Origin of the sequence: Saccharothrix sp. (genome assembly GCF_031180885.1) — a bacterium.
Classification (GTDB): Bacteria; Actinomycetota; Actinomycetes; order Mycobacteriales; family Pseudonocardiaceae; genus Actinosynnema.
Window position 1 is genome coordinate 206,865 of sequence record NZ_JAPSLK010000004.1, and the last position, 14,044, is coordinate 220,908.

Annotated in this window: 10 protein-coding genes; 8 read left to right on the plus strand and 2 right to left on the minus strand. The window is 67.8% G+C overall.

Annotated elements, in window-relative coordinates:
• The first annotated feature begins 6 nt into the window (after positions 1-6).
• The gene (locus tag RIN75_RS09195; protein WP_309111390.1) at positions 7-3,021 is read left to right on the plus strand and encodes a BTAD domain-containing putative transcriptional regulator; all 3,015 of its coding nucleotides are present in this window, start codon (positions 7-9) and stop codon (positions 3,019-3,021) included.
• Between the two features lie 8 nt (positions 3,022-3,029).
• Here RIN75_RS09195 and cs1 read toward each other — a convergent pair whose 3' ends face one another.
• Positions 3,030-4,019, minus strand: coding sequence for a clavaminate synthase Cs1 (gene cs1, locus RIN75_RS09200; protein WP_309111391.1), 990 nt, complete (start codon positions 4,017-4,019; stop codon positions 3,030-3,032).
• Between the two features lie 158 nt (positions 4,020-4,177).
• Between cs1 and RIN75_RS09205 the strand changes: the two genes are divergently transcribed.
• Entirely contained in the window at positions 4,178-5,161 is a 984-nt protein-coding gene (locus tag RIN75_RS09205) for an aldo/keto reductase (protein ID WP_309111392.1), read from the plus strand.
• Positions 5,162-5,166: 5 nt separating this feature from the next.
• Here the strand turns inward: RIN75_RS09205 and RIN75_RS09210 are convergent, their stop codons facing one another.
• A complete protein-coding gene (locus RIN75_RS09210) occupies positions 5,167-6,567 on the minus strand; it encodes an aspartate aminotransferase family protein (RefSeq protein ID WP_309111393.1) in 1,401 nt (466 codons plus the stop codon).
• Between the two features lie 151 nt (positions 6,568-6,718).
• Between RIN75_RS09210 and RIN75_RS09215 the strand changes: the two genes are divergently transcribed.
• The 6 genes from RIN75_RS09215 (at position 6,719) to speB (ending at position 14,038) form a co-directional block, all read left to right on the plus strand.
• Positions 6,719-7,903, plus strand: a complete 1,185-nt coding sequence (locus tag RIN75_RS09215) for an LLM class flavin-dependent oxidoreductase (protein WP_309111394.1) — start codon at positions 6,719-6,721, stop codon at positions 7,901-7,903.
• A gap of 10 nt (positions 7,904-7,913) precedes the next feature.
• A complete protein-coding gene (locus tag RIN75_RS09220; protein WP_309111395.1) occupies positions 7,914-8,357 on the plus strand; it encodes a nuclear transport factor 2 family protein in 444 nt (147 codons plus the stop codon).
• 44 nt (positions 8,358-8,401) lie between these two features.
• The gene (locus tag RIN75_RS09225) at positions 8,402-9,586 is read left to right on the plus strand and encodes an aminotransferase class I/II-fold pyridoxal phosphate-dependent enzyme (RefSeq protein ID WP_309111396.1); all 1,185 of its coding nucleotides are present in this window, start codon (positions 8,402-8,404) and stop codon (positions 9,584-9,586) included.
• 212 nt (positions 9,587-9,798) lie between these two features.
• Positions 9,799-11,469, plus strand: coding sequence for a thiamine pyrophosphate-binding protein (locus RIN75_RS09230; RefSeq protein ID WP_309111397.1), 1,671 nt, complete (start codon positions 9,799-9,801; stop codon positions 11,467-11,469).
• Positions 11,470-11,504: 35 nt separating this feature from the next.
• Positions 11,505-13,034, plus strand: coding sequence for an asparagine synthase-related protein (locus RIN75_RS09235; protein WP_309111398.1), 1,530 nt, complete (start codon positions 11,505-11,507; stop codon positions 13,032-13,034).
• On the plus strand, positions 13,031-14,038 hold the full coding sequence (gene speB / locus RIN75_RS09240) for an agmatinase (protein ID WP_309111399.1): 1,008 nt from the start codon (positions 13,031-13,033) through the stop codon (positions 14,036-14,038). The genes RIN75_RS09235 and speB overlap by 4 nt, the downstream gene beginning before the upstream one ends.
• Positions 14,039-14,044: the final 6 nt, after the last annotated feature.

Sequence of the window (14,044 nt, forward strand, 5' to 3'; positions counted from 1 at the left end):
GGCCCCATGTCGGTGATGGTGGATGGGGAGCTCGTACAGCCGGGGCCGCCCCGCCAGCGGGCGGTGTTGGCGCTGCTGCTGGTCAACGCACGTCAGGTGGTTCCTGTATCCACCCTGATCGAGTCGATCTGGGAAGGCCATCCGCCAGAGCGGGTGACGGCGACATTGCAGTCCTACGTGTCCCGACTGCGCGTGCTGCTGACCCGCTCCGGATCTGCACCTGCGCTGCACTGGCGGGCGCCTGGCTATCTGCTGGCCGTTCGGCCCGACCAAGCCGATGTCGGTCGGTTCGAGCTGGCAGTAGCGCACGGCAGAGAGTCCCTGCGCTGTGGTCGTGCGGCAGCGGCGCAGCGGTCTCTGTCGCTGGCGCTGCGGTTGTGGTCGGGCCAACCGTACGCCGAGTTGGCCGGCTACGGGTTTGCCAAGCAAGAGGCGACCCGGTTGGATCAGATACGGCTGGCGGCCGTGGAGGGCCGAGCTGACGCCTGCTTCCAACTCAGGCAGGACGACGAAGTGCTTGAGGTGCTCGGCCGGGAGGTAGAGCAGAACCCGTTGCGCGAGAGTCTGGTGCTGCGGCTGATGCGCGCGCAATACCGGGTCGGGCGGCAGGCCGACGCGTTGCAGGTGTACGAACAGGTGAGGACACGCCTGGCCGATGAACTGGGCGCCGATCCCGGCCGAGACCTACAGCACCTTCACCGGGCCATCCTCCGCCAAGACCCCTCGCTCGACCCAGCCACACGGCCGGGTCGAGCGGTGTCTCGACGGGAGTTCACGCCCGCTCCGGGCGGTCCGCTTATATCCGCAACCGGGCCGCCCGCGCCGCAGCATCCGCTTAGGCTGCCGTTCGTCGGACGGAGTCACCTGATCGAACAGCTGGCTGGCAGGCCGATAGGCGCGTCCGGCCAGCGGGGTCGTGTGGTGCTGGTGACCGGGACCGCCGGAACCGGCAAGAGCCGGCTGCTACTCGAACTGGCCGACCGGCTGACAGCCGACGGTACGGACGTGCTGTGGGCCTTCTGCCCGCCCGAGGACGCACCGCCGCTGTGGCCGTGGCGGCAGGTACTGCGCCGGCTACTCGGAGGATGGTCGCCCGCCGGACTACCAGCACCGGCGGAGCGGATCGTGCGGGCGGTGGCTGGCGGCGACGAGCACGCCCCGGCTAGCGCGCCAGCTTTCGACGTGGCCGACGCGGTGTGCCAAGCGGTGCTGGCCGCGGCCGTCGAACGGCGGCGGGCGGTGCTCGTCGAGGATGTCCAGTGGGCCGATGCCCGGTCGCTTGCCGTGCTGCGGCTGCTCACTCAGCAAGCGCACCAAGCGCCGTTGCTGCTGGTGGCCACCGCCCGTGGCTACGAAACCACCGATCCCACCGCTCACCCGGACATGCCACGGACACTGTCCGCCCTCGACGGCTCGCCCGCCGCGACCGTGATCCGGCTCTCCGAGCTACACCTGCAGAACACCGCAGCGCTGGTGCGCGCGGTAATTGGTGAGCCAGCCAGCGCCGGCATCGCAGCGGACCTGCACGAGCGGACCGGGGGGAACCCGTTGCTGCTGACGCAGTTGCTCGCCTCGCTGGAGAGTGCCCGAGGTGCTGGCGCCGCACTGGAGCGGATACCCGACGCGGTGCGTTCGACCGTCCGGCAGTGGCTGGCGCGGCTGCCTCGGTGTGTGCGGGACGAACTTGAGATGTGCGCTGTGCTGGATCGGGACGCCGACCGGGCGCTGCCACCCGATGTACCGTTGATAGGTCGGGACGGGCGCGATCCGACTCGGGTGGCGATCGGCGCGGGGCTGCTGGCGCCGTCCGGACGGCGCCTGGCGCATCCGCTGGTCGGCGAAGTGATCATGTCGGATCTGCCGCGTGTCCGGCTATCGTGGGTGCACGCCGCAGCGGCCAAGGCGTTGGTCGCGCGGGGGGCGGACGCGCAGACCACCGACGCCGAGCCGATCCTACGGCATGCAGGCGCGGTGGCCGGGCTGGCCGGTGCCGTACGGGCGGTTCGGCCGCTGCTGTACGCGGCGCACCTGGCCGAACGCGCCAGGGACACCCCGCAGGCGCTGGCCTGGGTGCGCCACGCGGTGAGCCTTATCGGCCGAAGTCACGACCGCCGAGCCGACGCCGAGATCGAGGTGGTGTTGCAATTGCACCGGGCGCGGCTCGGAGCCGCTGTGCACGGCTTCCGCAGCCAGGATGTGGATGCGGCCCACGCCAGGGCCGAGGAACTGTGCCGACGAGTGCGCCTGCCGCTGCGTGCCACGGTGCTGCGGGCCCGCTGCCTGACCCGGCTGGTGACCGGTCAGTACGAGGAAGTGAACGTGCTGGCCGCGGAGCTGGACGAAGTGGGAGTGCAGGGCGACCGGGAGGCGGCCGTCACCGCGTGCCTGAGCCGGGGTGCCGCCCGCCACGAGCAGGGTCGGCTGGACGAGGCGCTGGCCGAGTTCGACCGAGGCGCGGCGCTCGCCAGCGCCGCAGGATCACGGCCGGGCGACCCCGCCGCGGTCGCGGTCGGCTGCTACATCACTCTCACCCACTGGTTCCAAGGGGCCCGCGAGGCCGCGTCCGCGCGCAGCCGTGCCCTGCTGTCGGCGACTGCCGTGGTCGGGGTGCGGCCCGTCGCCAGAGTGTTCGCGCTCTACGTCGACAGCGTGCTCGCCGCACTGGATGGCAACGTTGAGCAGGCCTCGCGCAGCGGGCAGGCCGGAACCGTGCTGGCCTCCCGGAGCGGGCTGAGCTACTGGCGCGACATGACGGCCGTGCCGTACGGCTGGGCGCTGGTCCACCGCGGCCAGGCTGACGCAGGGCTCGGGCTCATCCGGACGGCGCTGGCCTCGGCGGCGCGGTCCGAGGTGTGGTTGCGGCGGGCGCTGCACCTGCGGCTGCTGGCCGACGCCGAGCACCGCGCTGGCCACAACCTCGACGCCTGCCGGACGCTGCGCACGATGGTTGTACACGCCAGGTGCCGCCGCGAAGAACTCTACCTGCGGCCGGGCACCCAGTTCACGTTGCCACCGCTGTAGAGCCGGGGTCAGCGGCCCACGAACGGCACTACGTCTGCCGGTCTGATCTGGGCGTCCAGCAGATGCGGATCCCGGGTGTACATCCGGTGGAGCCAGCGGTCGCGGCCGTCCCACCTGGGGTGAAACGGCGTCCGGGCGTGCGTAGTCCGGCGGTTGTCCACGACGAGCAAGTCTCCTGACCTCAACCGCACCGGCTCGGCCACCTCGGTCAAAGCGGTTGACAACGCGCCAAGCGCCCGCCGTCCCGCCGGATCGTCCGGGCACATCAGCTCGCGGTCGTAGCTCATCATCGGATCGTCCGGGTCTCCGTACAGCACTCGCACCGCCGTCACCGGCTCCGGTTGGCCCGGCGGCCGGAATGCCATGTCCACGTGGCAGGCGACGGGCTCGCCGAGCAGCCGATCGCGGTCGGAGGCAGGCAGGAGCGGCAGGGCGTTCCGCACCGAGGCCACCAGTGTCCGGGCTTTGCCGTCATGGTCAGCCCGTGAACATGCCAGCAGCACGTGGTGCGGCTGGTGGCGGTGATAGGCCATCTCGGTGTGGAACTCGAGCAGCGTCTCGGAGGTCTCGGCGGACAGGTGGTGGGCGTCGGGCGACGGGTAGATGTCTTGGAACACGCTGCCCGCGCGCAGCTCCCGATAGCCGGTTGGCTCTCCCAGCCGCAGCGCGATGATTGCCAGCCACGCCTCCATGGCCAGCAGCGGTCGCTGTTCCGGGGCGGGCGTCGTGGTCGGCGTGGCCGGCAGCTTGGCGGCGTCAACAGGGAGCCCGGTCAACAGCAGGTAGCCGTGCCGGTTACCCGCCTGGCGAAACGCACGCAAGGGCTCCAACAGCTCGCCAGGTAGGCGCTCAGCCGCGGCGCGGGCCGCGCTGAAGAACGCAGGCAGGTCGCCCCGCGGTTGCACCGGCAACGTGTCGCGCAGTGCGCCGAGCAGGTCGCGGTGTGCGTCGCAACGCAGCACCGGCTGGTCGGTGATCGCTGTGGGAGAAGTTGTCACGGTGACTCCCTGAATAGTCGTCGCGGTCGCGGCGCAGACGCCAGCTCGGCTGGTCGATACGAGGCTGGCAGGGCCTCCTTGCAGGGGACTGGACGAGTGCCTTGCAGGCGACTCTGGCCGGGATGCCAGAGCCGGATCGCACACCTAAGCTGCCCTACATGGATGTCTCGCTGCCCAATCGCACACTCGGCGATCTGACGGTGGCGGCACAGGGTTTGGGTTGTCTGAGCATGACCGGCTTCTACGGTCCCGCGGACGCCACCGAGTCGATTGCCACCATCCGACAGGGGATCGACCTCGGGGTGACCTTGTTGGACACCGCGGATGTGCAGGGCATGGGTACCGCGGAATGTTTGCTCGGCCGCGCACTGCGCGGACGGCGCGAGCAGGTCGTGGTGGCCACGAAGTTCGGGATGTTGCGCGCGGCGGACGGAACCTTCATTGGGCTGCGTGGCGACCCGGCTTATGTCCGGGAGGCCTGCACGGCATCGCTCCGCCGGTTGGGCATCGACCACATCGACCTGTATTACCAGCACTGGATGGATCCGGTCGTGCCGGTCCAGGAGACCGTCGGTGCACTGGCCGAACTAGTGGCCGAGGGCAAAGTCATCCACATCGGCCTGTCCGAGCCAGGCCCGAACAGCGTCCGGCGCGCCCACACCGTGCACCCGATCACCGCAGTGCAGAGCGAGTGGAGTGTGTGGACCCGTGAACTAGAGACCGGCGTATTGCCTGTGTGCAGGGAACTGGGCATCGGACTGGTCGCCTACGCCCCACTCGGCCGCGGCTTCCTCGCTGGCCGCATCACTTCGGTCGCGCACCTGCGCCACGACGACTTCCGTCGCACCATCCCACGGTTCAGCGCCGACAACCTGCCGCGCAACCTCGCCATCGTCCGCGTGCTGTCCACCGTCGCGACGCGGGCCGGCTGCACGCCGGCACAAGCAGCGCTGGCCTGGATAGCGCGGCGCGGGCCGGACGTGGTCGCCATCCCCGGCACTGCACGGCACGCGCACCTTCGGGAGAACCTAGCCGCTCTCGCCGTCGAGTTGTCCGAGGCGGACCTCGCGGAGCTGGATGCGGTCGGGCCAGCGCACGGCGCACGGTACGGTCCAGACATGTTGGCCATGACCGGACGGTGAGCTGATCAGGCCCGGACGAGGCTGCCGTCGGGCCGCGCCCGGCTCAGCACCGCGTGGATCCCGTCGGCCAGTTCGTCGGCCTCGGCACGGGTCAACACCAGCGGCGGATTGATCAGCAAGGCGTGTGCGTTGGTGCGCAGAAGGATTCCGGCGTCGGTGCGCAACGCGTCGGCGATGTGGCCCGTGCCGCCGGGCAGTGGATCACGGGAGTCCTTGTCCGCCACCAGTTCCACCGCCAGCATCATGCCGAGTCCTCGTACGTCGCCGACCACTGGGAGGTCGATACAGTCGCGCAGCCGGGTGGCGAGGTGGGCACCAGTGTCGACGGCGTTGGCAAGCAGGTGTTCCCGTTCGATAAGGTCCAGGTTGGCCAGTGCCACGGCGCAGGCGGTCGGGTGGCCGGTGTAGGTGAAGCCAACTGGAAACCCGCGATCACGGCACAGCGCATCAGCGACCTCACTGGTGGTGAGCACCGCCCCGTGGGGCACGTATCCCGACGTGATGCCCTTGGCCGTGACCAGGATGTCCGGGGCCATGCCGAAGTGCTCAGTGGCGAACCACCGACCAGTGCGGCCGAACGCGCTAACCACTTCGTCGAAGATCAGCAGAATGCCGTGCGAACGCAGCAGTTCAGCCATTCTCGGCCAGTAGTCCGGCGGTGGCACCACCGCTCCACCACCACTCATCACCGGCTCGCCGATCATGGCCGCGATCCGGTCACCGCCAATTCGTTCGATGACCGTTGCCAGCTCGCGCAGGCAGAACCCGGTGACATCCGTGCCGGTGTAGCGGTTGTACTGGTACGGGTGTGGTGGGCTGAGATGGTGCACGTGCGGCATTTTCGGGCCGAAACCCTCGTGGTAGAGCGGAAATCCGGAGACACTGCCGCTGCCGTATCCGATCCCGTGGTAACCAAGGCGGCGAGCCAGTACCCAGGTGCGGTTCGGTTCGCCGTTACGATGGTGGACGAACCTGGCCATCCGTAGCGCGATCTCATTGCCCTCCGCGCCGCCGCTGGTGAAGTACACATGATCCAGTCCGGTTGGTGCCAGCGCGACCAGCCGCCGCGCCAGCTCGACGGCACGGTCGTTGGTAATCGTGCCCCAGGTGTGGAAGCAGTCCAGGGTGGACATTTGAGCGGACGCCGCCTCTGCGAGCTCCCGCCGGCCATGCCCGACCTGCGACAGGCCCAGCACCGCCGAGCCATCCAGGTATCCGCGCCCGTCGCTGTCCCACACCCGGCAACCCGCGCCGCGCACCAGGACCGTGCGGTCCGATCGGTGGCCGGGCAGCGTCGGATGGATCAGCAAGGCGCGGTCGGCCGCGACGAGCACGGCGGTCGTCTCGCCGGACGCGGCGACGGGTGTCGGTGCGGTGGAGGGCGTTGCGGTGGACACAGTAGACACGGCGGGCTCCCTCGACACGTGAGGCGTCCAGGATCGCCGCGCCGGCTTGGCACCGGCTGGAGGACGGTGGGAGAACGCAGCCAGCGAATCATCCAACCGACGCCAAGGTCACCCTGGCACAGTCAGCGGCGGGTACGAGGAGGTGGTGCCGGTGAAATCGATTCTGTTCTACCTGCCCAGCGTGGGCAGCCACGGTCAGATCACCAGGGGCATGTCGGGGAGGAACCACCAAAACTACCAGAACATGCTTTGGCAGCTCGGGCATCAGGCGCAGGCCGCCGACGAGATGGGCTACTGGGGACTGTGCTTCACCGAGCACCACTTTCATATCGAGGGGTTCGAGGTCTCCAACAACCCGATCATGCTCGGGCTCTACCTCGCCATGCGTACCCGCCACATACGGGTCGGACAAATGGCGAATGTACTGCCCGTGCACAATCCGCTGCGGCTGGCCGAGGACCTCGCGATGCTCGACCACATGACCCGAGGTCGCGTCTTCGTCGGCGTGGCGCGGGGATCCCAGAAGCGCTGGGCCGAGGTGATGGGTCAGGTCTACGGCATCGGCTCGGCACTGTCGGATGCAAGTGCGGCAGACCAGCGAAACCGGGAACTGTTCGAGGAACACTGGGAGATCATCAAGAAGGCGTGGACCAGGGATACGTTCAGCCATCATGGGCCTACTTGGACGATTCCGCCAGCCGGGGTGAACTTCCCGTACGACGCAGCACGCCGGTATGGCCGGGGGCTGGCCGCCGACGGCAGCGTGACTGAGATCGGCATCGCGCCACAGCCGTACCAGAAGCCGTACCCACCGGTGTTCCAGCCGTTCAGTTTCAGTGAGGAGACGTTCCGGTTCTGCGCCCGCGAGGGCATCGTGCCGGTGGTACTCAATACCGACGACCAGATCATCGCGCGGCTCCTCGACGTGTACCAGCAGGAGGCTGAGGCGGCTGGTCACGGCCAGCTCAAGCGAGGTCAGCGCGTCGGTGTGATGCGCGATGTGCTCGTCTCGCGCGACGCTGACACTGCACATCGCTGGGCACGGTGTGGCGGTGGGTTCATCTTCGAGCACTGGTTCGGCCCGATGGGCTATAGCGAATGTCTGCGCAGGATCGGGGAGACTGGTCGGATCGAGGCGGACTACGACACGCTCGTCGAGCGCGGCCTGGAATGGGTCGGCACGCCGGACGATATCAACCGCATGATCGAGCAAATGGTAACCCTGCACGAGCCGGAATACCTGTTGCAGTGCCAGTACTCCGGACTCATTCCCCACGATGTCCAGATGCGCAGCCTTGAACTGTGGGCGACGGAAATCGCGCCCAACTGGTTGTGACCACGTCATGATGACCGACGAGGAACGCGTGGCGCTGGTAACGGCGTACCTGATGGCATTCGACAACGGCGGAACCGGGCATGATGGAATTGGCGTGTTGGACTACTTCGCCGACGATGCGCGATTCTGGTTTCCCAAGTGGGGCTTGGCCATCGGCCGGTCCAGGATCGGCGATCTGTTTGCCGATCTCAGCTCTACCGTCCACGCCGTCACCCACCACTTCTCGTCGTTCACCTGGATTCTGTCTGGCGGTGATCTGCTCGCGGTCGAGGGCACCACTCACGGCGAGCACCGCGACGGTCGGTGGCAGGTCGGCCAGCCGGAGTGGGGCGCCGGGCACTGGTGCGGCGTGTTCGAGGTACGCGACTGGCTGATCCAACGGGCATTCATCTACCTCGACCCCGACTACGCCGGCCAGGACGTGGACCGCTACCCGTGGCTGAGCCGCCGATGACGAATTGTCGTCGACCCGACTCTGAGGAGCCCCAAGTGGATGTTATGGCAACGTTGGGCGAGACCTGCAGCCTCAACCTGTTCCCGATCGAGAACCGCATGTCACCGCGGGCATTGGCGGCGCTGTCGTGCGACGCGGTGAACCGCTATCCGTACTCCGAGACCCCGGATACCGTCTACGGCGACGTAAGTGGGTTGGCAGCGGTATACGAATACTGCGCGGAACTGGGGAAGACGTACTTCGGGGCACGGCACGCCTTCGTGCAGTTCCTGTCCGGGCTCCACACGATGCACACCGTGCTGACCGCGCTGGCCGCTCCCGGAGACCGTGTCATGATCATGGATCCGTCCTGCGGCGGCCACTACGCCACCGCCGTGATCTGCCGCGGCTACGGCTACCAGTACCGTTACGTACCGTTCGACCGCACCAGCTGCCAGCTCGACATCGAGGCCCTGGCCGCCAGTTGCGCCGACGTCGACCTGATCTACCTGGATATGTCCACGCTGCTGCGGTTGCCCGACGCGCGGGCATTGCGCTGGGCCGCCCCGCACGCACGGATCTGTCTGGACGCGTCACACATCTTCGGCCTGCTGCCGGCTACCGGCCGCACCCTCGTCCTCGATGGCGGATTCGATAGCATCTCCGGCAGCACACACAAGACTCTGCCGGGCCCGCAGAAGGGGATGCTCGTCACCAACCAGGACTCAGTCGCCGACCGGCTGGCCGCACGGATTCCCTACACCGCGTCGAGCCCACACTCGGCGAGTATTGGGGCTCTGGCGATCACCCTCGAGGAGCTCATGCCGCACCGCGTCGAATACGCCACGCAGATTGTCGCCAACGCGCGTGCCTTGGCCGCGAGTCTGGTCGACCAGGGCTTCGACGTGGCTGGGTCTGCGTTCGGCTACACCGACACGCACCAGGTCTGGGTGCACCCGCCAGCCAGCGTCGGGACGCATACCTGGAGCCGGTGCCTGACCGCGGCGCGCATTCGCTCGACCACCGTAGTTCTGCCCAGTTCTGGTTTGACCGGGCTACGCATTGGGGTGCAGGAGTTGACCAGGACGGGGATGTGCGAGGAGGACATGTTGGCAGTCGCCGACCTACTCGGCCGACTGCTGTTGCGGCACGAGTCACCGGATGAAGTCATTCCGGACGTGGTCGATCTGGTCCGATCGTTCCCCGATGTGCACTTCGCAACCCAGCCCACAGCCGTCGTAGCCCACTGAGTGGTTCCGTAGCCTCCGCCTCGCCGCGGCACTGACCTGCTTCAAACGACTCACCAAACTCACCACGTGAGACGACGTCTAAGCAACCTGCCCACCATTCGGGGTGAACCTCAACTCGTCCGGGTGAGACGAGAAGCGGAGTCCGCCGATCTGGTGTGGACTTGGTTCTGGTTCGCCGATGCGGAGGAACGCGTAAGGAGCGAAACGGGCACATGACTGCACCCACTACGGCCGATCTGCTGCTGTCGCGGCTGCGGAGCCACGGCGTCGAGTACGTGTTCGGCATTGTCGGACGGGAAGCGGAGGCCATCCTGTTCGACGAGGTCGACGGAATCGAGTTCGTTCTGACGCGGCACGAGTTTACCGCCGGGGTGATGGCAGATGTGCTGGCTCGTATAACGAACCGGCCACAGGCATGCTTCGCTACGCTCGGGCCCGGTGCCACGAACCTGTCCACCGGCGTGGCCACGGCCGCGTTGGATCGGGGCGCAGTCATCGCCCTCGCCGCGCAGTCGGAGTCCTACGACCGCTTTCACAACCACACGCACCAGTGCGTGGACACCGTGGGCATGATGCGGCCGCTGACGAAGTTCGCGGAGGAATTGGCCCGGCCGGAAGACGTGGTTGACCTGATCGACTCGGCGGTGTCGGCCGCCACGGTCGAGCCGCCTGGCCCCAGCTTCCTGAGCATTCCGGTGGACCTGCTCGGTGCCCGAGTCGGGCATCAGACCTCACCCCCGGTCGATCACACGTCCGGCCTTGGCATTGTCGACCCGCACTGGCCACAGCAGGTCGCCGTCGTCGCGGACCTGCTTGCCGCTGCTGAGCAGCCGGTGCTTGTGGTGGGTAGCGCGGCGATCCGGGCCGGGGCCGTCGACACGTTGCGGTCGTTCGCGCGGCGCACCGGGACGCCGGTGATCACGACCTACACGGCCAAGGGCGTACTGCCCACGGACGACCCGCTGTGCTATGGCGCGATGAGCGGCTACATGGACGGCATCCTCGAGTTTCCCGCGTTGGACACGTTGTTCGGTCCGGTTGACCTGATCATCGCGCTGGGCTATGACTACGTTGAGGACCTACGACCGTCGATGTGGCAGCGAGGCCGTGACAAACGACTGGTCCGGGTGTCGGCAACGGTCAACCCGGTACCTCGAGTGCTGCGGCCGGACATGGACGTCGTGGTGGATCCAGCCACGTTCCTCGCCAGTCTTGATCGGGCGACAGCCGGGATGCCGGCCAAGATCCCTCACGACATCACGCCGTTGCGCGCTCGGGTCGCCGAACTGCTGTCCGACCAGACCGACTATGCCGACGGCATGCGAATGCACCAGGTCATCGACGCGATGAACTCGGTGCTGCCACGCAACGGCACCTTCGTCAGCGACATCGGCTACTTTCGTCACTACGGGGTCCTGTTCGCTAATTCGGCACGCCCGTATGGGTTTCTGACCTCCGCTGGCTGCTCCAGCTTTGGCTACGGGCTCCCGGCGGCACTTGCCGCGCAGCTCGCCAGACCGGGGGAGCCCGTCGTCTTGTTGGCTGGTGACGGTGGATTCCATTCCAACAGCGCCGAGCTGGAGACCGCCGCACGGCTGAAACTTCCCGTGGTAACAGTCGTCGTGAACAACAACAGCAACGGGCTCATTGAGCTGTACCAGCACAAGGGACATGGTCGCACCCATCGCCCGGCGACCGGGTTCACCAAGGTTGACTTCGTCCAACTGGCGCAGGCCAACGGAGTAGAGGCCGTACGCGCTACCGACCGCAAGAGCCTGGGCGGAGCCCTGAGTAAAGGGCTGGAGCTGCGTCGGCCGTTCCTGATCGAAGTACCAATCAGCTACGAGTTCGCTACGGGCGACTTCTCGGCCCTCGCGATTTGACCAATATGTTCACTGGAGACGCATCAGTTCCACCTGTGCTCGGATTCCGAGTCCGGGTAGGAACGCGCGGTGAGCCGGGGCCGATACCGCGCTGGCTCGCCGCTGGCACGGCTGTCCCGGTCGTCGACGAACGGTATGCGGGCTGGCTGCTGGCCGGGGTTGGTCCGGCGAGCCCGCGTACGGCCGATGGCGTCACCGTGCTGCTCGCTGGCGAGCTGTACCACCGCGACGCGCTGCGGGCCGCGCTCGGCGAGTCGACTGGCGTGGTCACCGATGACGCCGAACTCCTGTTGGCCTGCTGGTTGAAGTACGGTCACGCCGGGCTCCGGCTGTGCAACGGTCGGTTCGCCGCAGTCGTTGTCGACGCCGACTCGGTTGTGATCGCGACGGACCATGCCGGCAGCGTCCCGGTCTACCTGCGCCGGGAGGCTGGCGCAGTGCACGTAGCCACGGAGGCCAAGGCGCTGGCCGGGGGGCGCCCTGGCAACGCCTTGCCAGGCACGGAGCCGGTGCCCGCGACACCGGGCGTACTACGGATGCGGGCTGGTTCGGCCCTGACACTGCGACCATCGGGGCCGATCGGAGTGGCCGGGTGGGTGCGAACCTGGACGCCTCCTGTGCACCGGTTGGCGATCCTGCCCGGACAGGCCGTGCGGCAGGTGGCGGATGTGCTGGAGGCGGCGGTCCACACGCGGATGGCAGGCTCAGTCACGGTGGTGCTGTCCGGCGGAATCGACTCCAGCTCTGTGGCAGCGCTGGCGAGTCGGGCCGGTAGCCGGCTCACCACCGTCTCACTGGGCACCGACGTTGGTGACGAGTTCGCCGCCGCCCGTGTGGTCGCGGAGCATGTCGGAAGCGACCACAGAGAGTTCCGGTGCCGGGGCGAGGAACTGGTCCGGCAGTTGCCATGGGCGGTGGCAGCGGCCGAGATCGCCGATGCCAAGGTGCTGGAGTACCTGCTGCCGTTGGTGGTGCTGTACCGGATGCTGCCGCCGGAGGGGCGGTTGCTGACCGGCTACGGTGCAGATATCCCACTGGGTGGAATGCACCGGGACACGACCAGGTTGGCTTCGCTGGACGGCACCATCGCCGCCGACATGTCCGGCTTCGATGGGCTCAACGAGCTGTCCCCGGTGCTGTCCACCCTGGCCGGGCACTGGACGACGCACCCGTTCTGGGATCGCGACGTACTCGATCTGCTCACCGCACTGGAGCCGGGGCTCAAGCGGCGCGACGGGCGGGACAAGTGGGTGCTGCGCGAGGCGATACGGGACCTGCTGCCCGAGGCGACCGTGCGCCGGCCCAAGCTCGGCGTGCACGAGGGCTCGGGCACGACCGGTATCTGGACGCGGCTGCTGCTGGCGCACGGCGTGTTGGCGGCTGACGTGGCTGCTGTCAAGAGCGCGATGGTGGCCGCGATCCACCGCAGGGTCGTCGGTGCCGGGGAACATCCCGACTCAGTGTCGTTCGATGAGGTGCTGGCTGCGGTGCTCGGGTCCGTTCGTCGCTGCCGACACCGGCCATTCCAGGCATGTCTCACTAGTGTGCAAAGGGGGGAGTCGTGACCACCGAGCAGCGGATCTCAACCGGCAGCTCGCCGCGCTATGCACAAGTCGCCACGTTCATGCGGCTACCGTTGGTGCCCAACCCTCGCCAGCGCGATTTGGTCGTGGTCGGCGCACCCTATGACGGCGGGACCAGCTACCGGCCAGGTGCGCGGCTGGCGCCACGGGCGATCCGGCACGAGTCGTGCCTGATCCACGGCACCGGTATCGATCGGGGGCCCAACGTTTTCGACGTGCTGAACGTCGTTGACGCCGGTGACATCGATCTGAGTCCGTTTGCGATGGAACAGGCCATCGAGACCGCCACCGCCGCACTGACCGAGTTGGCCAACGACAACGATGCGTTCCTTCTGCTGGGTGGTGATCATTCACTGTCCCTGCCGGGTATGCGGGCCGCTCACTCACGGCACGGGCCGCTGGCGGTCTTGCACCTCGACGCGCACAGTGACACGTTCCCTCCGGTCTACGGCGGGCTGCACCACCACGGTACGCCCTTTCGGTGGGGTATCTACGAAGGGCTGATCGACCCGACCGGCATGATCCAGATCGGGATCCGCGGCCACAACCCGAGTCCGGACTCGCTGGACTACCCGCGTGATCGTGGGGTCACTGTCGTGCTGGCGCGGGACTGCATGGGCGGGGCTGCAGTCGAGCGACTGGTGGATCAGATCCGACGGGTCGTGGGGACCCGGCCGCTGTACGTGTCGGTCGATGTCGATGTGGTCGATCCGGCGTTTGCGCCGGGCACCGGAACGCCTGCGCCGGGAGGGTTGTCCTCCCGCGAACTGCTGAGCCTGCTCACGGCGGTCGGCGACCTCAAGCCGGTGGCGTTCGACGTGATGGAGGTCTGCCCGCCATACGACCCGTCCGGCATTACCGCGCTGCTGGCCGCCGAAGTCGGCGCAGAGCTCATCTACCAGTACCTGCGGGCGCATCGGCAGGCTAGTGCAGCGGTCCCAGCCGTCGAGCGTCAAGCCGACCCGCCTGAAACCCGCCGCAGGTAGCGGTGT

What these genes read in the sequence shown, in the direction of transcription:
- RIN75_RS09195 (WP_309111390.1), top strand. Translation starts at nt 7, where the DNA reads ATGTCGGTGATGGTGGATGGGGAGCTCGTACAGCCGGGGCCGCCCCGC.
- RIN75_RS09205 (WP_309111392.1), top strand. Translation starts at nt 4,178, where the DNA reads ATGGATGTCTCGCTGCCCAATCGCACACTCGGCGATCTGACGGTGGCG.
- RIN75_RS09220 (WP_309111395.1), top strand. Translation starts at nt 7,914, where the DNA reads ATGACCGACGAGGAACGCGTGGCGCTGGTAACGGCGTACCTGATGGCA.
- RIN75_RS09225 (WP_309111396.1), top strand. Translation starts at nt 8,402, where the DNA reads ATGGCAACGTTGGGCGAGACCTGCAGCCTCAACCTGTTCCCGATCGAG.
- RIN75_RS09230 (WP_309111397.1), top strand. Translation starts at nt 9,799, where the DNA reads ATGACTGCACCCACTACGGCCGATCTGCTGCTGTCGCGGCTGCGGAGC.